This window comes from Methanothrix soehngenii GP6, assembly GCF_000204415.1.
GTDB lineage: Archaea > Halobacteriota > Methanosarcinia > Methanotrichales > Methanotrichaceae > Methanothrix > Methanothrix soehngenii.
Window position 1 is genome coordinate 1,090,247 of sequence record NC_015416.1, and the last position, 24,291, is coordinate 1,114,537.

Annotated in this window: 28 protein-coding genes; 19 read left to right on the top strand and 9 right to left on the bottom strand. The window is 53.8% G+C overall.

Going from position 1 to position 24,291, the window contains the following annotated elements; genetic code table 11:
- Positions 1-4 precede the first annotated feature (4 nt).
- From MCON_RS05470 to MCON_RS05500, 7 genes are all read left to right on the top strand, one after another.
- Positions 5-2,632, top strand: a complete 2,628-nt coding sequence (locus tag MCON_RS05470) for a DNA-directed RNA polymerase subunit A' (protein WP_013719024.1) — start codon at positions 5-7, stop codon at positions 2,630-2,632.
- Complete coding sequence (gene rpoA2, locus MCON_RS05475) at positions 2,629-3,768, top strand: DNA-directed RNA polymerase subunit A'' (RefSeq protein WP_013719025.1); 1,140 nt, start codon at positions 2,629-2,631, stop codon at positions 3,766-3,768. Before MCON_RS05470 ends, rpoA2 begins: the two co-directional genes overlap by 4 nt.
- 5 nt (positions 3,769-3,773) lie before the next feature.
- Complete coding sequence (locus MCON_RS05480) at positions 3,774-4,082, top strand: 50S ribosomal protein L30e (protein WP_013719026.1); 309 nt, start codon at positions 3,774-3,776, stop codon at positions 4,080-4,082.
- Positions 4,079-4,510: a NusA-like transcription termination signal-binding factor gene (locus MCON_RS05485; protein WP_013719027.1), complete on the top strand. Its 432-nt coding sequence runs from the start codon at positions 4,079-4,081 to the stop codon at positions 4,508-4,510. The genes MCON_RS05480 and MCON_RS05485 overlap by 4 nt, the downstream gene beginning before the upstream one ends.
- Before the next feature lie 29 nt (positions 4,511-4,539).
- The gene (locus tag MCON_RS05490; protein ID WP_013719028.1) at positions 4,540-4,968 is read left to right on the top strand and encodes a 30S ribosomal protein S12; all 429 of its coding nucleotides are present in this window, start codon (positions 4,540-4,542) and stop codon (positions 4,966-4,968) included.
- 5 nt (positions 4,969-4,973) lie between these two features.
- Positions 4,974-5,531, top strand: a complete 558-nt coding sequence (locus tag MCON_RS05495; RefSeq protein WP_013719029.1) for a 30S ribosomal protein S7 — start codon at positions 4,974-4,976, stop codon at positions 5,529-5,531.
- A 96-nt stretch (positions 5,532-5,627) separates the two neighbouring features.
- Positions 5,628-6,233: a class I SAM-dependent methyltransferase gene (locus MCON_RS05500; protein ID WP_013719030.1), complete on the top strand. Its 606-nt coding sequence runs from the start codon at positions 5,628-5,630 to the stop codon at positions 6,231-6,233.
- A gap of 104 nt (positions 6,234-6,337) precedes the next feature.
- Here the strand turns inward: MCON_RS05500 and MCON_RS05505 are convergent, their stop codons facing one another.
- Entirely contained in the window at positions 6,338-6,778 is a 441-nt protein-coding gene (locus MCON_RS05505) for a hypothetical protein (RefSeq protein WP_048131955.1), read from the bottom strand.
- Positions 6,779-6,887: 109 nt separating this feature from the next.
- On the opposite strand from MCON_RS05505, the gene MCON_RS05510 reads away from it, so the two are divergent.
- From MCON_RS05510 to MCON_RS05535, 6 genes are all read left to right on the top strand, one after another.
- Entirely contained in the window at positions 6,888-8,075 is a 1,188-nt protein-coding gene (locus MCON_RS05510) for an ABC transporter permease (protein WP_013719031.1), read from the top strand.
- A gap of 21 nt (positions 8,076-8,096) precedes the next feature.
- Positions 8,097-9,254, top strand: a complete 1,158-nt coding sequence (locus MCON_RS05515) for an ABC transporter permease (protein ID WP_013719032.1) — start codon at positions 8,097-8,099, stop codon at positions 9,252-9,254.
- On the top strand, positions 9,247-10,023 hold the full coding sequence (locus MCON_RS05520; RefSeq protein ID WP_013719033.1) for an ABC transporter ATP-binding protein: 777 nt from the start codon (positions 9,247-9,249) through the stop codon (positions 10,021-10,023). Before MCON_RS05515 ends, MCON_RS05520 begins: the two co-directional genes overlap by 8 nt.
- 112 nt (positions 10,024-10,135) lie before the next feature.
- Positions 10,136-10,645, top strand: a complete 510-nt coding sequence (locus MCON_RS05525) for a hypothetical protein (RefSeq protein ID WP_162145000.1) — start codon at positions 10,136-10,138, stop codon at positions 10,643-10,645.
- A 100-nt stretch (positions 10,646-10,745) separates the two neighbouring features.
- On the top strand, positions 10,746-11,720 hold the full coding sequence (gene mch, locus MCON_RS05530; protein WP_048131957.1) for a methenyltetrahydromethanopterin cyclohydrolase: 975 nt from the start codon (positions 10,746-10,748) through the stop codon (positions 11,718-11,720).
- A gap of 71 nt (positions 11,721-11,791) precedes the next feature.
- Positions 11,792-12,046 carry a hypothetical protein gene (locus MCON_RS05535; protein WP_048131959.1) on the top strand — a complete coding sequence of 85 codons (255 nt, stop codon included), beginning with the start codon at positions 11,792-11,794 and terminating at the stop codon, positions 12,044-12,046.
- 10 nt (positions 12,047-12,056) lie between these two features.
- Here MCON_RS05535 and MCON_RS05540 read toward each other — a convergent pair whose 3' ends face one another.
- Positions 12,057-13,217, bottom strand: coding sequence for an EF-Tu/IF-2/RF-3 family GTPase (locus MCON_RS05540; protein ID WP_013719036.1), 1,161 nt, complete (start codon positions 13,215-13,217; stop codon positions 12,057-12,059).
- Positions 13,218-13,299: 82 nt separating this feature from the next.
- On the opposite strand from MCON_RS05540, the gene MCON_RS05545 reads away from it, so the two are divergent.
- Positions 13,300-13,578, top strand: coding sequence for a hypothetical protein (locus tag MCON_RS05545; RefSeq protein ID WP_048131963.1), 279 nt, complete (start codon positions 13,300-13,302; stop codon positions 13,576-13,578).
- 75 nt (positions 13,579-13,653) lie between these two features.
- Here MCON_RS05545 and MCON_RS05550 read toward each other — a convergent pair whose 3' ends face one another.
- Positions 13,654-14,415: a Rossmann-like domain-containing protein gene (locus tag MCON_RS05550; RefSeq protein WP_013719037.1), complete on the bottom strand. Its 762-nt coding sequence runs from the start codon at positions 14,413-14,415 to the stop codon at positions 13,654-13,656.
- 105 nt (positions 14,416-14,520) lie between these two features.
- A complete protein-coding gene (gene modA, locus MCON_RS05555) occupies positions 14,521-15,402 on the bottom strand; it encodes a molybdate ABC transporter substrate-binding protein (protein ID WP_157863684.1) in 882 nt (293 codons plus the stop codon).
- 383 nt (positions 15,403-15,785) lie between these two features.
- Between modA and trpD the strand changes: the two genes are divergently transcribed.
- The 5 genes from trpD to MCON_RS05580 are packed head-to-tail and all read left to right on the top strand — an operon-like array spanning position 15,786 to position 20,191.
- Positions 15,786-16,820 carry an anthranilate phosphoribosyltransferase gene (gene trpD / locus MCON_RS05560; RefSeq protein WP_232844349.1) on the top strand — a complete coding sequence of 345 codons (1,035 nt, stop codon included), beginning with the start codon at positions 15,786-15,788 and terminating at the stop codon, positions 16,818-16,820.
- Positions 16,817-17,458, top strand: a complete 642-nt coding sequence (locus tag MCON_RS05565; RefSeq protein WP_013719040.1) for a phosphoribosylanthranilate isomerase — start codon at positions 16,817-16,819, stop codon at positions 17,456-17,458. Before trpD ends, MCON_RS05565 begins: the two co-directional genes overlap by 4 nt.
- On the top strand, positions 17,440-18,894 hold the full coding sequence (gene trpE, locus MCON_RS05570; RefSeq protein WP_013719041.1) for an anthranilate synthase component I: 1,455 nt from the start codon (positions 17,440-17,442) through the stop codon (positions 18,892-18,894). Before MCON_RS05565 ends, trpE begins: the two co-directional genes overlap by 19 nt.
- Positions 18,891-19,472, top strand: a complete 582-nt coding sequence (locus MCON_RS05575) for an anthranilate synthase component II (protein WP_013719042.1) — start codon at positions 18,891-18,893, stop codon at positions 19,470-19,472. The genes trpE and MCON_RS05575 overlap by 4 nt, the downstream gene beginning before the upstream one ends.
- Positions 19,460-20,191, top strand: a complete 732-nt coding sequence (locus MCON_RS05580; RefSeq protein ID WP_013719043.1) for an indole-3-glycerol-phosphate synthase — start codon at positions 19,460-19,462, stop codon at positions 20,189-20,191. The genes MCON_RS05575 and MCON_RS05580 overlap by 13 nt, the downstream gene beginning before the upstream one ends.
- Positions 20,192-20,345: 154 nt before the next feature.
- On the opposite strand, the gene MCON_RS05585 is transcribed toward MCON_RS05580, so the two are convergent.
- The 5 genes from MCON_RS05585 to MCON_RS05605 form a co-directional block, all read right to left on the bottom strand.
- The gene (locus MCON_RS05585; protein WP_013719044.1) at positions 20,346-20,666 is read right to left on the bottom strand and encodes a nucleotidyltransferase domain-containing protein; all 321 of its coding nucleotides are present in this window, start codon (positions 20,664-20,666) and stop codon (positions 20,346-20,348) included.
- 410 nt (positions 20,667-21,076) lie between these two features.
- A complete protein-coding gene (locus MCON_RS05590) occupies positions 21,077-21,442 on the bottom strand; it encodes a toxin-antitoxin system TumE family protein (RefSeq protein WP_013719045.1) in 366 nt (121 codons plus the stop codon).
- Positions 21,439-21,711 (bottom strand): hypothetical protein, encoded by a 273-nt coding sequence (locus MCON_RS05595; RefSeq protein ID WP_157863686.1) that lies wholly within the window; start codon positions 21,709-21,711, stop codon positions 21,439-21,441. The genes MCON_RS05590 and MCON_RS05595 overlap by 4 nt, the downstream gene beginning before the upstream one ends.
- 388 nt (positions 21,712-22,099) lie before the next feature.
- Positions 22,100-22,201, bottom strand: a complete 102-nt coding sequence (locus MCON_RS17105; RefSeq protein ID WP_394296215.1) for a hypothetical protein — start codon at positions 22,199-22,201, stop codon at positions 22,100-22,102.
- A gap of 1,051 nt (positions 22,202-23,252) precedes the next feature.
- The gene (locus MCON_RS05605; RefSeq protein ID WP_013719049.1) at positions 23,253-24,074 is read right to left on the bottom strand and encodes a TIR domain-containing protein; all 822 of its coding nucleotides are present in this window, start codon (positions 24,072-24,074) and stop codon (positions 23,253-23,255) included.
- Between the last annotated feature and the right edge of the window lie 217 nt (positions 24,075-24,291).

The following is a 24,291-nucleotide window of genomic DNA, read 5'->3' on the forward strand; positions in this document are numbered from 1 at the left end:
AAATATGACTGTACCCAAGAGAATAGGCAAGATCCGCTTCGGCCTGATCTCGCCCCAAGAGTTTAGAAAGATGAGCGTGGTCAAGATCATCACCGCTGATACTTACGATGATGACGGCTTTCCCATTGAGATGGGGCTTATGGACCCGAGGCTTGGCGTCATCGACCCAGGCCTGCGCTGCCGGTCCTGCGGCGGGAGGCCTGGAGAGTGCCCCGGCCACTTCGGCCACATCGACCTCATCGCCCCGGTCATCCACGTTGGTTTTGCCAAGCTGATCCGGAAGGTCCTGCGGGCCATATGCAGAGACTGCTCCCGCTTGATGCTCAAGGACAATGAGAAGAAGATGTACCTGGAGCAGATCCAAGAGCTGGAACGGCTGGGCCAGATGACCGACGATACGGTGAACAAGGTATTCGCCGAGGCCAGAAAGAATAAGACCTGCCCCTACTGCGGCGCTCCCCAGCAGGAGATCAAGTTCGAGCGGCCTTTATCATATATAGAGGAGGGCCACAAGCTCACCGCTTCAGACATTCGCGACCGGTTTGAGAAGGTCCCGGACGAGGATATCCAGGTCATGGGCATGAATCCGGCGACTGCGAGGCCTGAATGGATGATCCTGACCGTCCTCCCTGTGCCACCGGTGACCATGCGCCCCTCCATCACCCTGGAGTCGGGCCAGAGGAGCGAGGACGACCTCACTCACAAACTGGTGGATATCATCAGAATAAACCAACGCTTCCAGGAGAATCGGGAGGCTGGAGCTCCCCAGCCGATCATAGAGGATCTGTGGGAGCTCCTGCAATACCATGTAACCACATTCCTGGACAATACCGTCTCCGGCGTTCCTCCTGCCCGCCACCGCTCCGGCAGGCCCTTGAAGACCCTCTCCCAGCGATTGAAAGGGAAGGAGGGACGATTCAGAGGATCTCTATCCGGCAAGAGGGTCAACTTCAGCGCCAGGACGGTCATATCCCCCGATCCCAACCTCAGCATCGGCGAGGTGGGCGTGCCCATGGATATAGCCATGGAGCTATCTGTGCCCATGATTGCCAACTCCAGGAACATGGAGATAGTGAAGACATTTGTGCGCCGCGGTCCGGACCGGCACCCGGGAGTCAATTACGTCACCCGTCCCGACCAGAGGAGGGTCAAGGTCACAGACAAGAACTGTGAGGAGGTCGCAGAGCAGATCGACATCGGCTGGAAGATCGACCGCCAGCTTGCCGATGGCGATATAGTCCTGTTCAACCGCCAGCCATCCCTGCACCGGATGTCCATCATGTCCCACCGGGTGAAGGTAATGCCCTACAAGACCTTCCGGCTCAATCCGGCGGTCTGCCCTCCCTATAACGCCGACTTCGATGGCGACGAGATGAACATGCATGTGCCCCAGACCGAGGAGGCCCGGGCAGAGGCTGAGATCTTGATGAGGGTGCAGGAGAACATCTTATCCCCCAGGTTCGGTGGCCCCATCATCGGCGGCATCCACGATTATGTGACCGGCTCGTTTTTGCTGACACACGGGCGAAAGCCAATTGACCGCCGGGGGGCGATGGAACTCTTGAAGAAGTTCGATATAACCGAGCTTCCCGCACCCGAGGGAGAACTTAATGGTGAGCCCTACTGGACGGGAAAGCAGATATTCAGCCTCATCCTCCCTCGAGGCCTGGACCTGAACTTCAAGGCCGATTTCTGCTACAACTGCGATGTCTGCAAGAACGAGGAGTGCGAGAACGATGCCTACGTAGTCATCCAGGACGGCCAGCTCAAGATAGGGACCATAGACGCCAAGGCGGTGGGGGCCTTCAAAGGCAAGATAACAGACAGGATAATAAAGGAGTACAGCCCCTCCGTGGCGAGCGAGTTCCTGGACAGAATGACCCGCCTGGCCCTGAGGGGCATAATGCACGCTGGGTTTAGCTTCGGAATAGATGACGAGGACATTCCCCCTGAAGCAGTAGATCAGATCGAAGAGACTACCCGTACTGCCAGGGAGAAGGCCCAGCAGCTCATCGAGGCCTATAACGCAGGAGAGCTCGAGCCTCTGCCCGGCCGCACCCTGGATGAGACCCTGGAGATGAGGATCATGCAGACCTTGGGCAAAGCTCGAGACACCGCCGGCAAGATCGCCGGAAGGTACCTGGGCCTGGACAACTCCGGGGTGGTGATGGCGGTGAGCGGAGCCAGGGGCAGCATGCTCAACCTGACCCAAATGGCGGCCTGCGTCGGCCAGCAGTCGGTGAGAGGCGAGCGCATCATGCGCGGCTATGCTGGCAGAACCCTGCCTCACTTCCGGCGGGGAGACCTGGGAGCAGAAGCACACGGATTCGTGGAGTCCAGCTACAAGGACGGCCTGAATCCCACCGAGTTCTTCTTCCACGCCATAGGCGGTCGCGAGGGTCTGGTGGATACGGCCATCAGAACATCCCAGAGCGGCTACCTGCAAAGAAGGCTGGTCAACGCCCTGCAGGATCTGGAGGTCAAATATGATGGCACAGTCAAGGAGACGAGAGGGATGATCGTCCAGTTCAAGTACGGCGAGGATGGGGTTGATGCCTCCAGGAGGGACTATGCCAGCACGGATAACGTCAAGCGCATCATCAAGAACGTGCTGAAGAAGGAGTCGGCATGAGCCTATCAGAAAAGGAGATCCAGGAGAGACTGGATGGAGTAGAGCTTCCCCAAAGCATCAAAGAGTCAATTCAAAACGAGTTGAAGGGAGCAGAAATAAGCTCTGAGGAGATCGATGAGATCGTATCCCAGGTGAAGGCTGACTACGAGCACTCACGGGTTGAGCCCTGCGAGGCGGTGGGTGTGGTCGCCGCCCAGTCCATAGGCGAGCCTGGCACCCAGATGACGATGCGAACCTTCCACTACGCCGGCGTGGCCGAGATCAACGTCACCCTGGGGCTCCCCAGGCTGATCGAGATCGTGGACGCAAGAAAGATCCCCTCCACCCCCACAATGACCATCAAACTGACTCCAGAGTATGCTCATGATCGTGACCTGGCCAGGGAGGTCGCCTGGGCCATAGAGTCCTCCTCCATACTCCATCTGGGATCGATTGCCACTGATCTCGCGGAGATGAATGTGATCATCGAGCTCAACCCCGGGGCCCTCGAGCAACGCAAGATCACTGCAGAGGAGGTGGCAGCAAAGCTGAAGGAAGAGACGGGCCTGGATGTGGACCAGAAGGAGAACCTCCTGGTAATGGCACCGGAAGAGCCCTCCTACCGGGAACTGCTTCAGCTGGTGGAGAAGATAAAGAAGCTCTCCCTAAAAGGGGTGGAAGGAATCAAGAGGGTGGTGATCAGGAAGGAGGGAGACGAGTATATCCTTTATACTGAAGGCTCGTCCCTCAAGAAGGTTATGCAGTTCGAGGGAGTGGACCCCACCCGAATCAAGACCAACAATATAAGCGAGATCGGCGAGGTTCTGGGTATAGAAGCGGCCAGAAACGCCATCATCAACGAGGCCACAGATACCCTGCGCGAGCAGGGCCTATCGGTGGATGTCCGCCATATCATGCTGGTGGCGGACATCATGACTGTAGACGGAGAGCTCAAGCAGATCGGTCGACATGGCGTATCGGGTGAGAAGGCCAGCGTTCTGGCCAGAGCGGCCTTCGAGGTCACTGTCAATCACATCCTGGATGCTGCTGTGAGAGGAGATGTAGACGATCTCAAGGGTGTTACGGAAAACGTCATCGTGGGCCAGCCGATACAGCTCGGCACCGGAGACGTGAAGCTGGTAGCAAGCAAGAGGTAATAACGATGATCAATGTAGATAGAGCGTTAAGAAGTTCCATCAGAACTGGAAATGTGATGCTAGGATCGAATAGGACCATTGAAGCAGGACTTGGCGGACAGGCAAAGCTCATAGTCTATGCCCTCGACTGCCCTGCAGACGTGCGGATGCAGCTGGAGACCATGGACCTGCCGGTCTACGGTTATCAGGGAATGGGCAAGGACCTCGGATCTGCCTGCGGAAAACCTTTCTCCGTGGCTGCATTGGCCATCATCGAGCCAGGCGACTCGGAGATAATGGCACTGCAGCGTGAGATCCGGGGTGTTGAGGCATGAGTGAGTTCAAGCTCACCACAGAAGGAATAAGATATATAGCTCTGTTTGAGAGCCTCACGGGAGGCATGGCAAGGGACTGTGTGGTAGACGAGGAGAACGAGAGGATCATCTTCGTCATCAAGAAAGGAGATATGGGCGCCGCTATTGGCCGAAAAGGCTCGAACATCAACCGAGTCAAGAAATCAGTCGGCAAGCAGATAGAAATCGTGGAGTATAGCGAGGACGTTAAAGAGTTCCTGGAAAACCTCTTCCAGCCCGCGGCCATCAAGAACGTCATGGTCGTGAACAAGAATAGCAAGCGATTGGCTTATGTAGAGGTAGCAAATAAGGACAAGGGCATTGCCATCGGCAGGGATGGTCGCAACATACTTAAGGCCAAGATGCTTGCACAGAGGCACCATGGCGTTGACGATATTATAATTCAATGATGGATCACGATTTATTCAAGGTGAAATGAATGGGAAATGGAATCTATGCAGCCAGGAAACTGGAGAGTGATAGGAAGACAATGAGGTGGAGCCATCCCAAGTTTATCCGCAGGATGTCAGGGAGCAAGATGAAGGCTGATCCCCTGGGTGGAGCGCCCATGGGAAGGGGTATTGTCCTGGAGAAGGTCGGCATTGAGGCCAAACAGCCCAACTCGGCCATAAGAAAGGCAGTGCGCATTCAGCTCATTAAAAACGGCCGTCAGGTTACGGCTTTTGCTCCGGGCGATGGAGCCATCGGATTCATAGATGAGCACGATGAGGTCCTAGTAGACCGCATCGGCGGACGTCAGGGCCGATCCATGGGAGATATCCCTGGAGTCAGATTCAAGGTCATCGCTGTCAATAACGTATCCCTGCAAGAGCTTGTGCGGGGCAGGAAAGAGAAGCCGGTGAGGTGATCGACATGAAGGTATTCGGCAAATGGGAGAATATTGAGACAGAGGTCCTGGATCCCGGAGTGAGAGGATACATGAACCTTGCGCCAAAAGCGGTCATGCACTCCGGCGGAAAGCATGCAAAGCAGCAGTTCAAGAAGTCTGAGCAGCATATCGTCGAGCGTCTGGTCAATAAGATGATGCGCAAGGAGAAGAACACCGGCAAGAAGCTCAAAGCTTATGCCATAGTGGAAGGGGCCTTTGACATCATCGCCAAAAAGACCAAGGAGAATCCCCTTACCGTTCTGGGCCAGGCCATTGCCAACGCCGGGCCGCGGGAAGAGGTCGTGCGTCTCAAGTACGGCGGCATAACTGTGCCCAAAGCAGTGGACACCGCACCTCAGAGAAGGGTGGACACCGCACTGATGTTTATCGCCAAGGGCGCTCACGCTGCCTCATTCAAGAAGACCAAGACTGCAGAGGCGGCCCTGGCCGATGAGATCATCGCTGCTGCTAACCGCGATGTTAAGAGCTACGCCATAAACCACAAGGACAGCGTGGAGCGCGTGGCCAAAGCAGCAAGATAAGATAGGTTACATATTAAGAAGGATAGGCGCTGGCCAATCAGGCAGATAGCGCCTATTAAATCTGTTTTTAGGACGATCGGCCGGGCGAATATGACCATGAAGTCCTGGGATAGTGACTACTCTACCCGGGGTCGGCTCTGGGGAGGTGGAGTCCGCAACCTGCCCGATCTGCCCGAGGGGACCCGTGTCCTGGAGCTGGGCTGCGGAGACGGCAAGACCCTCTCCGCTATGCCTCGCAGCTGGAGTATCGTTGCCCTGGACATATCTCTTCCTGCCCTGCGCCTGTGCAGTAGATCCCATCCCCAATCCGATCTGATCCTGGCCAATGCTGAAAGACTCCCATTCAAAAGTGAGAGCTTCGACGGCGTATTCGCCTACCATGTGGCCGGCCACCTCTTCCTGCCGGGGCGCAGGGCCCTCGCCAGCGAGGTTTCGAGGGTGCTCAAATCCGGTGGAAAGCTGTTCTTTCGGGAGTTTGGATGGCTCGATATGCGTATGGGCGAAGGCCAGGAGGTGGAAGAAGCTACATTCCTGCGGGGTTCTGGGATAATCACCCATTACTTCACTGAATCTGAGACCAGTGAGCTATTCTGCCGGCTGGTGCCCGCTTCGATCGAGAGCAACTGCTGGAATATGCGAGTGAGAGGAAGGTATCTGGTTCGATCCCAGATAGAAGCGATCTTTCTTAAGGGCTGGGAATAGCCGATAGCTCTTTTCATCTAGATCGCTATCAAAAGATTCTATGGGCCAGTGCCCAGACAAGGCCTGATAGCTGATCTCCCGTTCCAATCAATTGGCCATGATCTCTACCTTCGCCTGAGCTTTCGGCGACCCCTCCGACCTTTTTTGCTCCAGATACAGGCCACCGATGCAACCAGGCCGCAGATCAACAGCACTCCAACGCCAATAGCAGCATAAGGATATCGGGGAGCATTCTCTTCGGCATTTGGAGATTTTTTCCCTTTCTCTCCTTCATCCCCTTTCGCCTCCTGCATCTCTTCCTCTCCCCCCAGCTCAGGAATGACAGATGCGCCGACAACGATTGTATCCAGAGGGACCTGAACCTCACGATAATCGCTCGATCGGGCATACTCATACAATATGTTCTCCTCCATCCGCTCCTTGCTCACAAAGTGCACCCCATCCCGGGTGTAAGCCGTCTTGTTCTCCACACCCGAAGCATGTGCACAGAGAAACGCCAGCAGTATGAGCAAGATTGCTGCTGACTTAATCCCTTCCAGTGCCATTCAATCCCCCTCTTTGCCTCTGTTCACCACTGCAGAAATTCCTTAAATATTTTATCCACTGGCGTCAGGTCTAAATGGATAGGAGCAATTCCCTGATGATTGGCAAAAAATGGATCCGAATTCTCCCCATCTTCTAAACCCACTTCCCCTGACCATAGCCCTGCGGCATGTGATTCGGAGAAGGCGACAGACGTTCCTCTCCGTCCTGGCGGTCGCCCTGGCGGTAAGCATATCCATAATCTTCTCTTCACTCATCAACGGCCAGCAGCAGATACTCACCAATCTCGTGGAGGAGAAGCTGCCTCATGTGGTGGTCGAGCCAAGAGAGGGAGAGGATTTCATTCATCTCTATAACAGCCTGCTGGATCGGATCGTCTCCCAGCCGGGCCTGAGGTCCACTGCTGCTTCCCTCTCCACCCCGGCCACTCTCTCCCGCAAGGATAAGACCAAGAATGCCCTGTTAAAAGGAGCTGATCCTCTAGATATAGATAAGATATACAAGATTCAAGGGTCCCTGGTCCGGGGCGATTTTGTCAGCGTTCAGCAGGACCGAAATGCAGCGATCGGGGTGAAGCTGGCCGATTCTTTGGAACTGAAGCTGGGGGATAAGCTCTTGGCCACCTTTCCCAGGTCCCGCAGCACCGATCTGACGGTGGCAGCGATCTTCCAGACCGGCACTCCCTTAGACGATCGGGTGGCCTTTGTCTCTTTAGACACCGCCCGCAACTTCAGGGATGAAGGGGATGTGATAAATGCGGTGGAGATAAGCCTGAACGACATCCGCCAGTCAGTGAGCCTGGCCGGCCTGATCTCCTCATGGGGTTACAACGCCAGGAGCTGGGAGGAGAAGAACCCGGAGATCATGCGGGCGATAAACATCGGCGGGTTCTGGACCAGGCTTTCCATACTGCTCTTCATGGTGGTGGCATTCTTCGGCGTGGCCAGCATCATGAACCTGATGGTGGTGGAAAAGACAAAGGAGATCGGCATGCTCATGGCCATGGGAGCGAGAACAAAGGACATTCGCAATATCTTTCTGGCGGAGAGCAGCCTCTTGGGCCTGATCGGCGCAGCAGCAGGATCCCTTCTGGGCCTTGCGGGGATCTATTATCTGGGACGGGTCCCTTTCGAAGTCGCTGCCGGGGGAAGCGTGATCACCACCCTTCCTCTCATCCTGAACCCCTGGGATATCCTGCTCCTCAATATTGTAGTGGTAGCTCTGAGCATGGTGGCTGCGCTTTATCCGGCCAGAAAGGCCTCCAGAATCGATCCGGTCATAGCCCTGAGAGGGGGATAGGCACGGGGCTGATGCAGAGCGATGTTCGAGCTGGATGTGGCCCTGCGGCATATAGTGACCAATAGGAGAGGCACTGCCTTTACCCTGATCTCGGTAGCCATTGCAGTGGCGATAATCATCATGTCCCTGGGTCTGACTGAGAGCGTAAGCAGCCAGATCATCGAGAATACAGTGAACAAGAATCCTCATATTCTGATCGGCCCAAAGGAGAGCGAGAGCTACATCAACATGTACCGTTCCCTGTCTGATCAGGTCGGATCCTATCCCGGAGTGCTCGCCGTCTCCCCGAGGCTGGTCGGGCAGGGGGCGGCCCGCTTTCAGGATAATGTGCAATCGGTGGAGTTTGTAGGGGTCGATCCCGCCCTTGAGGACCGGCTGATGAGCGTTCAGGAGTCCACGATCTCCGGGAACTTCTCCGACCTCAGATTCAATAACAGGGGCGCTTTTCTAGGAGTTGAGCTGGCCAGGAATCTGAACATCAGAGAGGGCGGGGACTTTTATCTCTACCTCAAGAACGACTCCCTTCGACTGAAGATGATAGGCATACTGCAGAAGGATACAGTCAAGGACGAGACCCTGGTCTACCTCTCCCTGAGCACCGCCCAGGAGCTGGTGGCCGAGGGGGATGTGGTATCTGAGATCGGGGTGAAGCTCGCGGACTATACCCGAGCCCCGGCCATGGCCAAAAAGCTAAATGATGCTAGCCGGTACAAGGCCACCAGCTGGCAGGACTTCAGCCGAGAGATAGCCAGGTTCGTGGGAAACCAGGGAGTCACCAACATTCTCTTCTACATGTTCATCCTTTTAATATCAGCCTTCGTCATAGCCAATACGACGATAATGGTGGTGAGCAAACGGAGACGGGAGATAGGCATTCTAATGGCCATGGGGGCGAAAAGGCGCTCCATACTGATGATATTCTTGCTGGAGAACATGCTCATCAGCCTGCCGGCTGGGATCCTGGGGGCGGTTTTGGGCTATGCTGCTGCTTGGGCGATAACTCTTCTCCCCCTGAATGTGACAAGCGCAGCAGCAGGAGAGGGGATCGTTATAGCCGCCAGGCCGGAGTACTTCGTCATAGCCCTGGCCTTCGCCCTGTCCCTCAACTTCGTCTCCGGGCTCTATCCAGCATACTCAGCGGCACGGCTCGACCCGGTGGAGGCGATTGGCAGTGAATAACAGGGATGATGACATAATTGTGCTGAAGGATCTATCCAAGATCTACGGAAACGGGGTGGAGGTCCGCGCCCTGGATGGGGTGAGCGTGAAGATCAAAGCAGGAGAGTTCGTGGCCATCGTCGGCCCAAGCGGCAGCGGTAAAAGCACCTTGCTCAATATGATCGGCCTCTTGGATACCCCGAGCTCCGGCCATATCTTCCTCAAGGGGATCGATGTCAGCCGAGCCAGCCCGGATGAGCGCGCCCGTCTGCGAAACCAGGAGCTTGGATTCGTCTTTCAGTACCACCATCTGATCCCGGAGTTCACCGCAGTGGAGAATGTGATGATGCCCATGCTCATCGCCAATAAGAGCAAGACCGAGGCCCATAAGCGGGGGGAGGAGCTGCTCAGAGCCGTCGGCCTGGGGGACCGATTGCACAGCCGGCCCAATCAACTATCCGGCGGCCAGAACCAGCGGGTAGCAGTTGCCCGGGCCCTGGCCAATAATCCCTCCATCGTCATAGGCGATGAGCTGACTGGAAACCTGGACACCAAATCCTCTGAGCTCATATACAATCTGCTTCGAGAGCTGAACCAGAAGATCAACCAGACATTCATCCTGGTGACCCATGACATGACCCTGGCGGAGAAGACAGATCGCATATTGAGGATCGTGGATGGGAAGATCGTATGCGAGATGAGGCGAAAGGATGACGGCTTTGTTGCCAGCGATCTGTGCGTGATGGGCGAGGATGATGGCAAGGTCGTTCAGATCTCCAGGGAGAATTGAAGGGCATCCATATCATTTTGAGTGGCAAAATTGATAAGCTTAGAGGCTTGAAAGGAGGCCGAGGTATTATATGAGTAAACAATTAATATATTTTACAGGCGTCCTCCTGCTGATGATGACTGCGGTCCTGGCCGTCTCTGCCCAGGATAACTCCCTGAACGCCACCCTTCTGAACAACACTACGCTGAACAACACTACATTAAACAATACAACCATAAATCTATCCGCCAATCAGACCATCAATGTGAGTGCAAACGAGACGGTAGAGCTGCAGAATGAAACTGCCCTCCTTCCTGTACAGACCATTCCCTTAAATGATGCAGTGGCTGTTGAGAATGAGACCGTTCCAGCTGTGGTTGATGCCATGCCCGCGGAGAATGAGACGGTTGCTGCCCCTGTTGAAGTTGCAGTTGAGACCGCCCAGACAGTAGCACCCGTAACCAGTATCCTCGGCAAGATGGAGACTGAACAGGCTCCGCCAATACTGCTCGGCTTAACGGCAAAATCGACCTATGCCATCGGCAGCAGCAATACCTTCAGAGAAGCAGCCCAGGTGGGCAGCACCAAGGCCAGAGTGACATATCCAGTTGGCTCAGCAGCCTTGTCGATGATCACCCTCTGAAATGGGTCGCCTCTGGAATAAACCGAATTGAACTGAATTCAAAATACTGTCGATAGACTTTTATGGACAATGTCCCTCTCGATGGGGAAAGGTGTTCCTCTTGATGGGAATCAATGAGATGGGTTTCGAGGTCTTCGAGGAGATGCTCGACTATGGAGATGAGCTGCAAATAGAGGTCTATGAGCTTGAGAATGGCACCGTAGTCATCGATGCAGGAGTGAAGGCTCAGGGCGGAATAGGAGCCGGCATCTACCTTTCCCGCCTGTGCATGAGCGACCTGGCCGACATCCAGCTCGCTCCCTGCGATATAGGCGGAATTCTTCTCCCAGGAGTGCAGGTGGCCACGGACTATCCGGCGGTATCCTGTATGGCCTCCCAGTGCGCCATGTGGCAGATCAAGGCAGACAAGTACTTCGCCATGGGCAGCGGACCGGCAAGGGTTCTGGCGGGAAAGACCAGGGATCTATATGAGAAGATAGGATTCGAGGAGTTCTCTGATATAGGGGTCATCGTCTTGGAGTCGAACAAGCTGCCGGATGAGAAGGTTTCGGCATCGATTGCCCAGAAGTGTGGAATCGATCCCGCTGACCTTAGAATTGCCATTGCCCCCACGGACTCCGTGGCCGGCCTGGTGCAGGTATCAGCGCGGGTGGTGGAGACCGGCCTGCACAAGCTCTTCACCATGGGCTTTGACATAAACACCATCAAGAGCGGCTGGGGAAGAGCGCCCATCTCGCCCATCACCGGAGACGCGACCAATTGCATGGGCTCCTCCAATGATGCCATAATCTATGGCGGAGAGACCTATTACACCCTCCTCTATGAGGATACTGAAGAGCTGCAGAGGTATCTGAAGGGTATGCCTTCCTCTGCATCCCGGGACTGGGGAGCGCCTTTCTACCAGACATTCAAGGCAGCTGGTTTTGATTTCTTCAAGGTGGACCATAACGTCTTTGCACCGGCCAAAGTGGTGATGAATGAGATCAAATCGCGACGGACTTTCGTATGCGGCAAGACCGATCATGAGGTGCTGATGGAGTCGTTCCACCTGGAATGTCTCGATTCGTCGGTCTGATGGGAGAGTGGATTCAGTTTAGAGGAAATCCGGGATAATCTAGATAAACCTCCGGGCAGCCCGTGAAAGAGATGAATTCTTTGGAATGCGACCTCAAGGGCCATGGGCCGTGCGGCGGGCCTCTCTGCCAGCGCGGCATAAGCCTCAACCACCGCTGCGACCAGCATGTCAGGCTCCAGTCGTACTGGGCAGCCCATAACACCGGCAAAAAGCTCAACGACTGGCTGGACGGCCTGATGAATGCCGAGCGGGAAGAGGCATTGAGGCTGGCTCCGCCCAGGGGAAAGCACTGGCAGGAGATCAGCTCCTCGTCCTCGGAGGACTAGCTTTTAGCCTTCAGGGAAGGTCTATCGTTCCCACTACTCTGAGCTTTCCACCCTCAGGATACGTCAGAACTGCCTTTGCTCCCGGCCGGAAGACGAGCATCTTGTCCAGCTTCAGTTTCAGCTCTGCTCGATGCCAGTCAGCCTCCGGCAAGACCTCCTGCACTCTGGCCGGGACGAATTGCATCCAGTGGCCGATGTGAAGCACCATTCCCTCTTTGAGGGGACTTGGCCAGTATTTAACTATCCGGGCCATGGCTGAGATCTCTGAGACCTTCTTGATCGATTTGTCATTGGTGAGGATGGTCCCCCGGTCCAGGTCCTCAACATCGACCCCTTTAAGGGCGATCCCAGTCCTCTCACCCACCCCGGCGACATCGAAGTCCTCATCATGCTTCTGGATGGAGCGGACCTGGGCGGTCTTCTCTCCCGGGAGAACCATCAGCTCATCATGCTTCTTCAGGGTCCCCTCCGCCACCGATCCCAAGACCACAGTGCCTATGCCCCGCACATTGAAGAAGTGATCCACGGGCATGGTCCCGGTTGGAGAGTCGTAGCTGGTCTTGATCTTTTCAGAAAGGGCCAGGAGGCTCTCGCGAAGGGCATTCTTATCATCATCCAAAAATTCATAGCTATCGACCACAGTGCCCTTGATGAAGGGCATGACCCGATCTTTGTCTATGAAGTTTCTCAGTATCACCATGCCGTCTTTCTTGCCCAGAGAGTCCAGCATGAGGACCGTCTCCCCAAAGGCGGGATCCATCTGATCCACAATCAATAGAATCTTCTGGGACATGGAGATGGCATAGAATAAGGGTGCTATCCTCTCCGGATATCTGCTCGGCTCGATGAGGGTAACGGTATTCTCCCCTTTCTTCAGATTGTAAAAGGTAAGATCGCTGACGGTGCCCTTCTTTCCCAGCTCCTTGCCATATTCCGGGGCGCCCAGGATCGCCACATTGAGATTGGACATACAATGCCTGAATCTATCCTTGGGATAATAGGTCTTGCGGTGGCAGGATAGGGCCTTTTCATTCCCATCTATGCTGCTTTTATAGGGAGAAAGAAGAGATCCAGCGATGTGCGGAGCAGATCTGTCTGACCTGGAGGAGGAGGAGAGAGAATCCCGGAAGAAGAGTACTGAATCATCCCCTGCAGCGAAGGGCGTACCCAAGGAAAAGAGCAGGCAGTAGACAATAGATATTTATCAGATCAAGCCTCATCATTATTCATTAGTAATATGTGAGGTGAAGGATATGCTGAGCTCAAAGGAATTGGAGGATATGGGAAAGGCGATTGAGGAGATCGGTGCTGCCAAGAGCTGCATAACCGGAGATGTTCTCAAGGAGGCCAAGAGGGTGGTATTAGAAAAGAGCTTGGATGCAGCGGAGATATATGCCGCCCAGCTAACGGGAACCGATCAGAATACCGAGCTGATGCGCGTTCTGAAGATAAGCCGGAAGAACAATCTCAGCCCGGAGGCGGTAGCTCAACTCTTAGATAAGCTCAATGTAATCGAGACCGGCAGGTGGTAGGCCCGATATCCGACCTATTCACACCGGCCCACATACGATTATATATTTTTAGCATATTTCTCTTGCCTTAAGCATTCAGGTTGAACAGGCACACCAGCTCTCCAGCCCCATGAGATATGCCGCTCCTGCTATGGTCACTCCGAAGAGCACCACCCTCCTATCATGCTCAGCTGCCCGGTCCAGGAGGTCGTCGATGGTGCCGTTCACTATGGTCGACCCGGTGATCAAAATGAGCTGGCACTGCTCGAAAATCTCCTCGGAGTTCAGGCCGTCCAGCACCCTGACCCCACAGCGCTCGCTGCCCGCCTCAGCCAGGTCCGAGACCATCACCCTTTCTCTGCCGAAGGCCTTGACCAAAGCCTCCAGAATAGCGGGCTGCAGGCCCACCAGCCCCACCATCTCCCATTCCTGATCTCTCAGCCAGTCCACTGCCAAAGAGGAGCACCTCTTCGGGCCATCATCCCGGCAGTGAACTGTCTTCTCGATCTTGCCCAGATATCTGAGAGCAGCATTCATGGTGGCAATAAAGACCGCCCGCTCGAAGTTCTCATCCAGGGGCAGGGCCAGAACATCTCCTAAAGTTCCCTGGAAATCCCCACTAGCAGCAGTGAACGCCTGCCCGGCAACTCCCTTAAATGTGGCCTGCATGAGAACCTCTCGTCCCCTGATTATGGGAAAATCGTCCCTTCCCGGATCCCCGATGGCCTCCGCCACGCTGAGCGGCCGGCTGATGACCACCTCGCTTTGCAGCTCCCGGCGATATACCCCATCGCCCTGGAACTTGAGCAGCTGAATGAAACGCCTCTTTGTCTCCTCTAACAATTCTCCGCCGGTCATAGTAATTCCCCTCTTAAAGCTGATGGTATCCCCGTGCTTTATAGCCTCATAATATCTTTGAGCCTCAACGCCCCATCAGGTCATGCGATTTGGATCCTCTCGGCATTAATCGATGGCCGCGGCCCGGTCCCCGGCCGGCAAGGCTGCGTTCTCTTCCCAGCCCTCCAGGGAAATGAATCCATATTCGTCTAATATGGCCTGAGCATCATTTGATATCAATAGATCGATGAATGCCTCTGCAGCCTCAGAATTATCAGATTGCGAGAGCACAGCAGCGCTGCAGTTTCCCCGTATATTGTAACCCTCCGGAATGGAAATCTTTCTGATCTTTCCTCTCATCTGAGGTGTGACATCGGACATGAAGGCGAAGCCGGCATCCGCCTCCCCCATGGCGACCTTGGAGACTATGCCCGTGACCCTGGTCTCTAAAGATACCACATTGGCGAGGACCGCCTCTTTGAAGGCAGGGCCGTATTCGGGATCTTTTGCCATAAGGTCAAGGACCTGCAGGGCATAGTCCCCTATGGGAAGCTCTTCTATTCCCATCACGATCTTCGTCCCGGGAGTGGCCAGGTCCCGGATGGTGGTGATATTGGCAGGATTGTCCACCGGTAAGACCACTGCCACCTTATTGCTGGCAAAAGCCTCGACTGTGTCCTCCCCAATAAAGCCTGCATCGACCAATGGATCCATGTACCTCTGATCCGGCGATATCAAAAGATCGGCATAGGCACCCTCCTCGATCTGAACCCGGAGGGCGGGAAGGCCATCGAAGTTGAATCGTACCTGAGAATTGCTGCTATTCTCATAGAGCTCGGCGATCTCGCTCATAGCTCCGGTAAATCCTGCACCGCAAAAGATTACCAGCTCCTCGTTTGGAGCGGTCTGAGAGCCGAGATCCGATGCTTCCATAGCCATGGTCACGGACAGTATCGTCCCAGCCAATAACATCGCCACCAATATCATTGAAGTCATTCTCTCATTCATAGATCCACCCGCTTTCATTTGAGATCCGGAATGCGGACTACTGGATTATCCCCTTTGCGGCAGAGATCGCTGATCTCCGGATTTGGTGGGTGAATTTTGAATCGGATATTCCCTGCATCTTTTCGCCTCTATGGCGAACCGCTATGCTCTGACCCAACACAGAGACGCAGAGGAACAGAGGCTATAACCTCTGTCGGACCTCAACCGCATAATTCAGCGAAGAGCCTGATACTCACTGGATGACAGGACAAGGACGAGAAAATGGTTGAGATCCAAGGGCAGAACCTCCGGACCATGAACCCATAATGCCAGCAATGCATAATCTATAAATATAATGTACGTTTTTACTCAGTAAAGTACAAAGTTGTACATCAATCGATCTGGTGATTCATTTGAGCTATCTTCAAAAGATCATGGAAGGTCAGGACCTATCCCTGGAGGAGTCTGAGGCCCTGATGGACGAGATATTCAATAAGGCATCCGATGCCATGATCGGAGCAGTTCTGGTAGCATTGCGAAGAAAGGGCGAATCAGTATCCGAGATCGCGGGATTTGCCAGGAAGATGCGAGAGTCCGCCATCCGCATAGAGCCCTCTGTCAGCGGCACGCTGGTCGATACCTGCGGCACAGGAGGAGACGGCTCCAACACCATCAATGTGAGCACCGCAGCCGCCATCGTCACCGCCGCCTGCGGTGTGCCCGTGGCCAAGCACGGCAACTATGCCATCAGCTCAAAGTGCGGCAGCGCCAACGTCCTGGACGCGCTGGGGGTGCGGATTAGCTCCGATCCGGCTGAGGTCCAGTCTCTGATTCAGGAGGTGGGAATAGGATTCATGCTGGCGCCGGCATTCCACCCCGCCATGAAGCGCGTGGGCCCGGTGAGAAGGGATTTAGGAATTCGAACCGTCTTCAATATCCTGGGACCCCTCACCAATCCCGCCGGGGCGAAGGCGCAGGTGATGGGAGTCTACGATCCGAGCCTGTGCGAGAAGCTGGCCTGTGTGCTGCAAATCCTGGGGGCGAAGAGGGCAATGGTGGTCAACGGCGAGGGCATGGACGAGATCACCAACACAGGAGAGACCCGCGTCTCTGAGCTCAAGGACGGATCGGTAAAAAGCTACACCCTCCGTCCTGAGGATTTGGGCTACCCCCAGGCCGAGAGCGCTGATATCGCCGGCGGTATGCCCGATGAGAATGCCAAGAGGTTAGTCGAAGTATTGAAAGGAGAGACCTCAGCAGCCCGGGATATCATCGTCATCAACTCCGGGGCGGCTGTCTATGTATCCGGCCTCGTCTCCACTATGAAGAAGGGAGCGAGCATGGCCGAGGATGCCATCGATTCCGGAGAGGCCTTAAAGACCCTTCAGAGAATGGTTAAGGCAAGTGGAGAGCCTGAGAAGCTGGAGCGCTTCTTATGACCAGGGTCAAGATCTGCGGAATTATGAGCGGTGACGATCTAGCCCTTGCCCTTCAAGCAGGAGCGGATGCCGTGGGATTTGTGGTGGAGATCAAAGACTCCAGGCACTGCATTTCGGCGGAAGAAGCAGCGGATCTGATCCATAAGGTGCCGGTTTACACCAAGAGCGTGGCGGTGATCCATCCCTGTGATTTAGATGATGCGCTGCGACTGGCCGATATAACGCGGGCAGATGTTCTCCAGCTGCATTCGTCGCTGCCGCCTTCAGATGTAGCTGATCTAAAGAGCAGGACTGGCTCCAAGCTGGTGGTTGCTGTGGCCGCAGATGACGGCGGCCAGCAGGCAGAGAGATATGAGAGGGTGGCGGACGCAATACTCTTAGACAGCATGGTCGAAGGAAGGCTGGGCGGTACGGGAAGGGTGCACGACTGGGACAAGAGCGCCGGGATCGCGAGATCGCTCCAGGTGCCGGTGATCCTGGCGGGGGGACTTGATCCGGATAATGTCCTCTTGGCCATAGAGCGGGTGAGGCCCTATGCGGTGGATGTCTCCAGCGGCACAGAGACAGCGGGCAGAAAGGACCCCTTCAAGGTCAGAGCATTTGTAGAGAAGGTGAGAAGATGCCCAGCGACCCAGTAGCTCCGGTATTCATAGATGTGAGCAATAAGGTCAGCGTGGACGCTCCCCTGTCCCTGTATATGGCTCTGCGCGATCGCAGGTACCCCTATCTCCTGGAGTCGGTGGAAAAGTCCGGGCAGAAGGCCAGGTTCTCTTTTGTGGGAGCCGATCCATCGGCCATGATCTCGATCAAGAACCGCTTCCTTGAAATGGAGTTTTTCAGCGGCGGAATGGGGCCGATGACGGAGAGGCTCTCGGTTTGCGTGGATGTGGAAAGAAAGGGCTCAGTTCTCCAGGGATCGATAAAGGATGGCTATGATCTCTTCGATGTGCTGAGGGCGGCCATACCCTCCCGCCGTGGAGCGCCCAACAGCTTCTCCAGGCAGGTGTTCACTGGAGGAGGGATAGGCTTTCTGGCTTACGACCTGGTGAAAGAGAGGCTGGGGAAAGGCTCGACCTCCCAGACCCCTGATGCCCAGTTCGGCCTGGCGGAGAGCACCTTCATCTTCGATCACCTGGACCGCAAGGTCTACTTCTCCATCGCCCCCATTCTGCCCGGCCCCAAGGTCAATCTGATTGAGACCATCGGCGGATTAGATCCCGACTATAATCCGGAAGAGGATCCGAACATATCAGGCAGGGTGCTCTCGGCCGGGGCGCCTGAGGAGTATAAGGATGCCGTATCCCGGGCCAAGGAGCATATCATCGACGGGGACATATTTCAGGTCGTCTTGGCCCGATCGACTAGGATTGAATGCCCGGACCCGGTCAAGCTCTATTTGAAGCTGAGGAGCATCAATCCCAGCCCTTACACCTATCTCTTCGAGTTCGGTGATCTGGCCATTGTGGGAGCGTCGCCTGAGACCCTCTTCAATACCTACAACCGCATGTTGAAGGTCAATCCCATCGCCGGGACCTGTCCCCGGGGGAGGACCAGGTCTGAGGACGACCGGTATGCTCGGATTATGCTCAATGATGAGAAGGAGAGGGCGGAGCACGTGATGCTGGTGGACCTGGGCAGGAACGACGTGCGTTCCGTCTGCCGGTCGGGGACGGTCCAGGTAGAAGATTTCATGTCCGTTCTGCAGTACTCTCATGTCCAGCACATAGAGACCACGGTGATTGGCGAACTGAGGGAGGAGTGCGACCAATTTGATGCCGCGCGGTCGGTATTTCCTGCTGGCACCCTATCCGGTGCTCCCAAGCTGCGGGCGATGGAGATCATCGATGACCTGGAGAGGGCTCCCCGAGGAATTTATGGGGGAGGCATAGGCTACTTCTCCATAGACGGGAGCTCAGACTTCGCCATAGCCATAAGAAGCGTTCTGGTCAAGGACGGCGTGGCCACGGTGCAGGCGGGAGCGGGGATAGTGGCGGACTCGGATCCGGAGAAAGAGTACCAGGAGACGGAAAGGAAGATGGCGGCCATGAAAAGGGCCCTGGGAGTGGCGGCATGAGGCCGATTCTCTTCGTGGACAATCATGACTCGTTCGTCTGGAACCTGGTGGATTATGTCTCCGTCTTTTATGATAACACCATCGTCCGCTCCAATGAGATCTCTATGGCGGAGGTGGAGAGGTTGAACCCCAGGGGGATCGTGATCTCGCCTGGGCCGGGCCATCCGGCCAAGGCCAGGGATATAGGCAGCTGCCTGGAGATAATTCTCGGCCATCCAAAAACGCCCATCCTGGGGGTGTGTCTGGGCCACCAGGCCATGAACCTGGCCTATGGGGGGACCATCTCTCACACCAGGCCTCTTCACGGGAAGACCTCCCAGATCGAGCATGATGGCCGGGGGATATTCCGGGGGGTGGAAAATCCCCTGCAGGGCGGTCGCTACCACTCCCTGGCCATCGAGAAGCTCAGCCCGGAGGTGGAGGCCTGTGCCCGGAGCGCTGAAGGGGTGGTTATGGCCATCCGCCACAGGAATCGTCCTCACTGCGGCCTGCAGTTCCATCCGGAATCAGTGCTTACCCCCTCGGGAAAGAGGATCATCCGAAACTGGGTGGAGGAGGTGGAAGAATGCACTCCCTGATAGACGGCATCCTGGAGGCCTCGCGGGCGCGGGGGCCGGCGGCGACGGAGTTATGGCCGGCGGAGGAGAGGAGAGATCTGGTTGCCTCTGCCGCGGAGGCTAAAAGAAATGGCCTGATACCAATCATCGCCGAGATCAAGCCCAAGGCACTTGGCAGGACCCTCGCTCAGGAGGAGGTGGCAACCTACGCTCGGGCTTACGCGCAGTACGGTGCCTGCGCCATATCCGTTCTCACCGAGCCCACCCACTTCAAGGGCAGTCTTGAGAATGCAAGGACTGCTCGCCGGGCGGGCTTGCCGGTACTGAGAAAGGACTTCATATTCAGTGAGGTGCAACTCTCGGAGGTCCAGGCGGATCTGGTGCTGCTCATCGCCGCCCTGGATATCGATTTAGATCGGTTCGTGGCCGCGGCCAGGGATCTTGGAATGGAGCCATTGGTAGAGGTCCATTCGGAGAAAGAGATGGAGAGGGCCCTGTCGACAGAGGCCAGGATCATCGGCATAAACAATCGCAATCTTAAGACCCTGGAGGTTGACCTTGAGACCTTCGAGCGGCTGGCGCCGCGGGCAAGAGATGCGGGGGTATTCCTGGTGGCGGAGAGCGGGGTGCACAGCCCGGAGGATGCGGTGCGGATGGTGCGGGCTGGAGCGGATGCCCTGCTGGTGGGAACGGAGCTGATGGCGGGGCCGGAGAGGCTGGGGGAGCTAAACAGGCTTTGAAAACGCCGAAAACATCTCATTATTTCACGATTTTTCTATTTCCTGATTGCTAATTGCTTCTTACAGCATCGTCATAGAAGCCCTCTTCAAAGAGGTGGCGGGGGCGGCATCAAGCCTCGTCTCCGATTCCGAGAGCAGATGCGCTATCTCATCGTCAGGCAATCTTGATACCCTCAGATAGGACGTTGCTTAAAAATGAAAAAGACTTTTTGGCTTCAAAATCATCCTGAGAGAGAACCTTTACGGATATATCTTCTCCTGTTTCCAGCAGAATATCGAAGGTCAGGCCGATCAGCTCTCTGCGCAGCCGGAAGTCCTCTCTGTCCACTACTACCAGAAGATCGATATCCGAGTCGGGCCGATCTGTGCCCCTGGCAACAGAGCCAAAGAGGGTGATGCTCTGGATTTGGTCTCCGTAAGACTGAACTGCCCTCTTTATGAACTCATCAATGGCATTTTGCTTGCTGGAATCCATGGACATCTCTCCAGAAAAGTTATGTTTTCATTGTATTTAAGACTCAGACTGCGGCCTCTTCAGTCTATCCTCCTGCTCGGTCTCTTTCTCCGCTCGCTTGATGGACCTGCTCCTCAAACCAAGAACTAAAATTTGACATCTAACGAATCGACTTGAAGGGGCTGGCCGGCGTGCCTGGCCTGTGCTTGCATGGAAAGCGGCTGCAAATTTTCTTATGGGACGCCGCGAGTCAGCCTGCGGGCCTCCCGCGCTAGTGCTCTGGGCCCCTCAACGCCGGGGTGGCTTGGATACAATCGGAGGCAAGCCGTTTAGGGTGTAATTAATCCTAGTCGATATTCTCATTCTGGCATCCATACGGCCTTATGTCCCCTATAATCCATGATTAGGTGCTTTAGGCAGGGAGCATACACTCAAACACTCTTACATATGAGATGTTCTATTTCCCTGAGTATATCCAAAATTCCTTTCTCTTCGGATTCCAAAATATCATTGGCAATATGCTTGTGATGGGGAAAGGTGGAGTTCTCGTGATGTGGGGCATTATCATATCGAAATACCATCTGCCCATTCTTATCTATTAAGTGAAATCTATATTTTAGCCTCTGGTCTCTGTGAAGATACTCCATGAACTCCAGAGTTGATCCGTCGATAAAGAGCAACCTTCCACGCAGCATGCCTTGATCAGGACTGAATTCGCTGTAACTGACCTTTTTATCAGCAATTATTTCTGCATCTATTAATCTGAAATCAACTATTCTAAAATAGTCAGAGATCAAAGGGAGAGCACCGCTTTTGCCTTTTGTATCTCATGTGCAACTGCATCCCTGCCCCTCAATAGACCCCACCACTCAAAGAAGTCTTGAGAATCGCCCAACTCTCCGCTTTCGAATTTAGACAAGAATTTATGAGAGTCCATCCCATATCGCTCTTCGAACTCTCGAATTTCATTCTCGGCTAGCCTCATCTTCATATCAAGGAGGCTTATTTCTCTTTCCAGGGATCTCTTAATGATGAGTTGTGCATCATCAACTGCTTTTGCGCTCATTATAATAATAGATTGCTCAGGAGACATATAAGACTTATGAAAGAATGAGATCAATGGAAAGACATTGTTGTTTTGATCAATTACTGATTTATAAATTAATTAAGGTTATACATTTCTGAGTCTATTTTATGAATCTGGATTAGGCTAACATAATCCATGCAGGCTTTTTTTAAGTGCACGCCGCGAGTTGTCCTGCTGACCTCCTGCGCTATGTTTGGGGGCGCGGCTTATGGTCGCGGCCGGCCAGGCGAGGGCGGTTAAGCTGTGGACTCATAGAGCGCGTCCTAAAGTCTATTATTGCCGATTCGAGGAGACCTATATTGAGGTCCCCGGAGACCGGAATGGTTATGAAAGAGCTGTTTGGCAAGCGCAGGGCGCGACTACGCCTTCATACCATGACCTCTTCATATCTTGCAGAGATCGTTGGCTTTGGAATAGGTATCCTATCCTCCTTCAGCCCTTCCAGATGCAACTCTATAGCTTCTTTCATCAGTTCTGCCGTCTCCTCCTCGGTTTCGCCCGCGGAAACCACTCCAGGGAGATCTGGCAGTATGCGGAGTAATTACCCTCACCCTTCTCAATGATTATCGTGTATTTGGCCATCCAAGATATCCTCTGTGACTGCCTTTGGTGTTCACCAATCGCCAGCCATCGGCCTCGATCAGTTTTATGGCATCTCTGATCCTCATTTGTGCCTCCAAGTATGCATCAGGTTTCTACAGATATTCATCATTTTGGATTCTTTTCAGTGGGTGCCGCGAGTCGGCCCTCCGGGCGGCAGGCAATGGGGGCCCCTCAAAGCCAGGGAGATCAGAAAAAGCCGTCGATGGTTTTGGATTGTGATATATAAAAGGAAAAACTCGCCAGGAGGGGCTGGCCAAAGTCTTCAACTGCTTTTATGAGGCTTGAAAGATCTCGACTGTCGGCATAGTTGAGGTCTTGAATCCAGGGCTGTTATCAAGGCTAGGATCGATCTACACAGACTGTTTCTTTTTGTGCAAGCCGCGAGTCGGCCCTCCGGGACGCAGGCAAATAGGGCCCCTCAAAGCCAGGGAGATCAGAATAAGCCGTCGATGGTTTTGGATTGTGATATATTAAAGGAAAAATTCGCCAGGCGGGCCGGGCCAGAAGTTTGAACTGCTTTAATGAGGCTCGAAAGATCTGGACTTTCAGCATAGTTGAGTTCTCGAATCCAGGGCTGTTATCAAGGCTAAGATTGATCTAAACAGACTGTTTTTTTTGTGCACGCCGCGAGTCGGCCTGCTGGCCTCCCGCGCTAATGCCCTGGGCCCCTCAACGCCGGGGTGGCTTGGATACAATTGGAGGGGAGCCGTTCAAGGTTTGGGAAGCAATATGATGAGTGTTTTCGGATGCTGAAAGGGCACTTGAGATTTTTCTTATAAATATAAGTTTATAATTAACGGCATTCCCCTCAAGAGAAGACAATATACTATCCTTCATCTCGTTTCCCTAGTGATGTTCATAGCAATTCCTCATACGATCTATTATCCTTGGGGTATATGGATCATATATGTCTACCCTTAAATTTTTATATCACCAGGTTCCACTCGTTTGCGCCTAGTTTTGACACCTGCTTCCTTAAGGAAATAATTTTGGACGCTTTTAATTGCTTCTGACTCAGGAACTCTAAAATCAATGATAAGCTTCTCAAGCCGACTCTCTATTTCACCATCTGACATTTCGACTTTGTACTTGGCCAACTCATTTTTCACTTTGTTGGTTGCATCTGATAGATTTGTATTCAACGAAATTGATGAAATTGCCCAGGACTGCTCGCGAACGATATTCAATATTTCGTCAACCTTGTCATCCAATGAGCGTTTTGGCTCTGTCTTTTCTTGAGGGCTATTCGAGATATCTTTTAGGGTTTGCTCGAGCGATGGCCAAAATGTATTAAATATTATATTAAGCCTATCCTCCGATAAAGGGTTTTCTCCTTGAACATGATTAATTGTTTGCAGTAGTTTCTTTGTGCCATCTTTCTCTGCTTTAACTGCTTGAAACTGGGCAAGTGGACCCGTGACCTCAGTGGGTTCGAGTCCCATCAAGTAAGGACATACTCTTGTTTTGTCGATTATTTTTGATAATGCACCAGCTTCGAAGAGAAGCCAGGGGGCACTCAGGTTTTCAATTGTGAGACATATGATTCCTAATTGAGTTTGCTGCAACTCCTCAGCTAAAGCTGGAGTCCATCTCATACCTGCGTCGATATCTGATGAGGAAACCCATGGATCAATTGACTGTATCACATTTGGAAGCCAATCTTTCAGGGCCTCTGCCATAGCTTTGCTTCTTGGACCTGACCAACTAATAAAGATCTTCACACATTGTCCCACCCACATTATTCATTGAACTAGTTTCAATTTTCTTAATATATTAGGCTATCTAAACTTTAAAGAGCATATACTAGAAATTAAGTACAAATAGGCAATACATTAAAACTTGAGATTACTAAAATCAAGATCGTTTCTTGCAAAAATTCTTAGGAAATTATTTTCTAATTTTTGCATATCCTAGCTAGGGGAGCAAAAAATTTGTTATTGTAATATTTATTTACCG

Bases quoted from the DNA above. Each gene is read 5' to 3' on its own strand.
- MCON_RS05470 (WP_013719024.1), top strand. From the start codon at position 5: ATGACTGTACCCAAGAGAATAGGCAAGATCCGCTTCGGCCTGATCTCG.
- rpoA2 (WP_013719025.1), top strand. From the start codon at position 2,629: ATGAGCCTATCAGAAAAGGAGATCCAGGAGAGACTGGATGGAGTAGAG.
- MCON_RS05480 (WP_013719026.1), top strand. From the start codon at position 3,774: ATGATCAATGTAGATAGAGCGTTAAGAAGTTCCATCAGAACTGGAAAT.
- MCON_RS05485 (WP_013719027.1), top strand. From the start codon at position 4,079: ATGAGTGAGTTCAAGCTCACCACAGAAGGAATAAGATATATAGCTCTG.
- MCON_RS05490 (WP_013719028.1), top strand. From the start codon at position 4,540: ATGGGAAATGGAATCTATGCAGCCAGGAAACTGGAGAGTGATAGGAAG.
- MCON_RS05495 (WP_013719029.1), top strand. From the start codon at position 4,974: ATGAAGGTATTCGGCAAATGGGAGAATATTGAGACAGAGGTCCTGGAT.
- MCON_RS05500 (WP_013719030.1), top strand. From the start codon at position 5,628: ATGAAGTCCTGGGATAGTGACTACTCTACCCGGGGTCGGCTCTGGGGA.
- MCON_RS05505 (WP_048131955.1), bottom strand. From the start codon at position 6,778: ATGGCACTGGAAGGGATTAAGTCAGCAGCAATCTTGCTCATACTGCTG.
- MCON_RS05510 (WP_013719031.1), top strand. From the start codon at position 6,888: ATGGATCCGAATTCTCCCCATCTTCTAAACCCACTTCCCCTGACCATA.
- MCON_RS05515 (WP_013719032.1), top strand. From the start codon at position 8,097: ATGTTCGAGCTGGATGTGGCCCTGCGGCATATAGTGACCAATAGGAGA.
- MCON_RS05525 (WP_162145000.1), top strand. From the start codon at position 10,136: ATGATGACTGCGGTCCTGGCCGTCTCTGCCCAGGATAACTCCCTGAAC.
- MCON_RS05535 (WP_048131959.1), top strand. From the start codon at position 11,792: ATGAATTCTTTGGAATGCGACCTCAAGGGCCATGGGCCGTGCGGCGGG.
- MCON_RS05545 (WP_048131963.1), top strand. From the start codon at position 13,300: ATGCTGAGCTCAAAGGAATTGGAGGATATGGGAAAGGCGATTGAGGAG.
- MCON_RS05550 (WP_013719037.1), bottom strand. From the start codon at position 14,415: ATGACCGGCGGAGAATTGTTAGAGGAGACAAAGAGGCGTTTCATTCAG.
- modA (WP_157863684.1), bottom strand. From the start codon at position 15,402: ATGAATGAGAGAATGACTTCAATGATATTGGTGGCGATGTTATTGGCT.
- MCON_RS05565 (WP_013719040.1), top strand. From the start codon at position 16,817: ATGACCAGGGTCAAGATCTGCGGAATTATGAGCGGTGACGATCTAGCC.
- trpE (WP_013719041.1), top strand. From the start codon at position 17,440: ATGCCCAGCGACCCAGTAGCTCCGGTATTCATAGATGTGAGCAATAAG.
- MCON_RS05575 (WP_013719042.1), top strand. From the start codon at position 18,891: ATGAGGCCGATTCTCTTCGTGGACAATCATGACTCGTTCGTCTGGAAC.
- MCON_RS05580 (WP_013719043.1), top strand. From the start codon at position 19,460: ATGCACTCCCTGATAGACGGCATCCTGGAGGCCTCGCGGGCGCGGGGG.
- MCON_RS05585 (WP_013719044.1), bottom strand. From the start codon at position 20,666: ATGGATTCCAGCAAGCAAAATGCCATTGATGAGTTCATAAAGAGGGCA.
- MCON_RS05595 (WP_157863686.1), bottom strand. From the start codon at position 21,711: ATGAGCGCAAAAGCAGTTGATGATGCACAACTCATCATTAAGAGATCC.
- MCON_RS17105 (WP_394296215.1), bottom strand. From the start codon at position 22,201: ATGAAAGAAGCTATAGAGTTGCATCTGGAAGGGCTGAAGGAGGATAGG.
- MCON_RS05605 (WP_013719049.1), bottom strand. From the start codon at position 24,074: ATGTGGGTGGGACAATGTGTGAAGATCTTTATTAGTTGGTCAGGTCCA.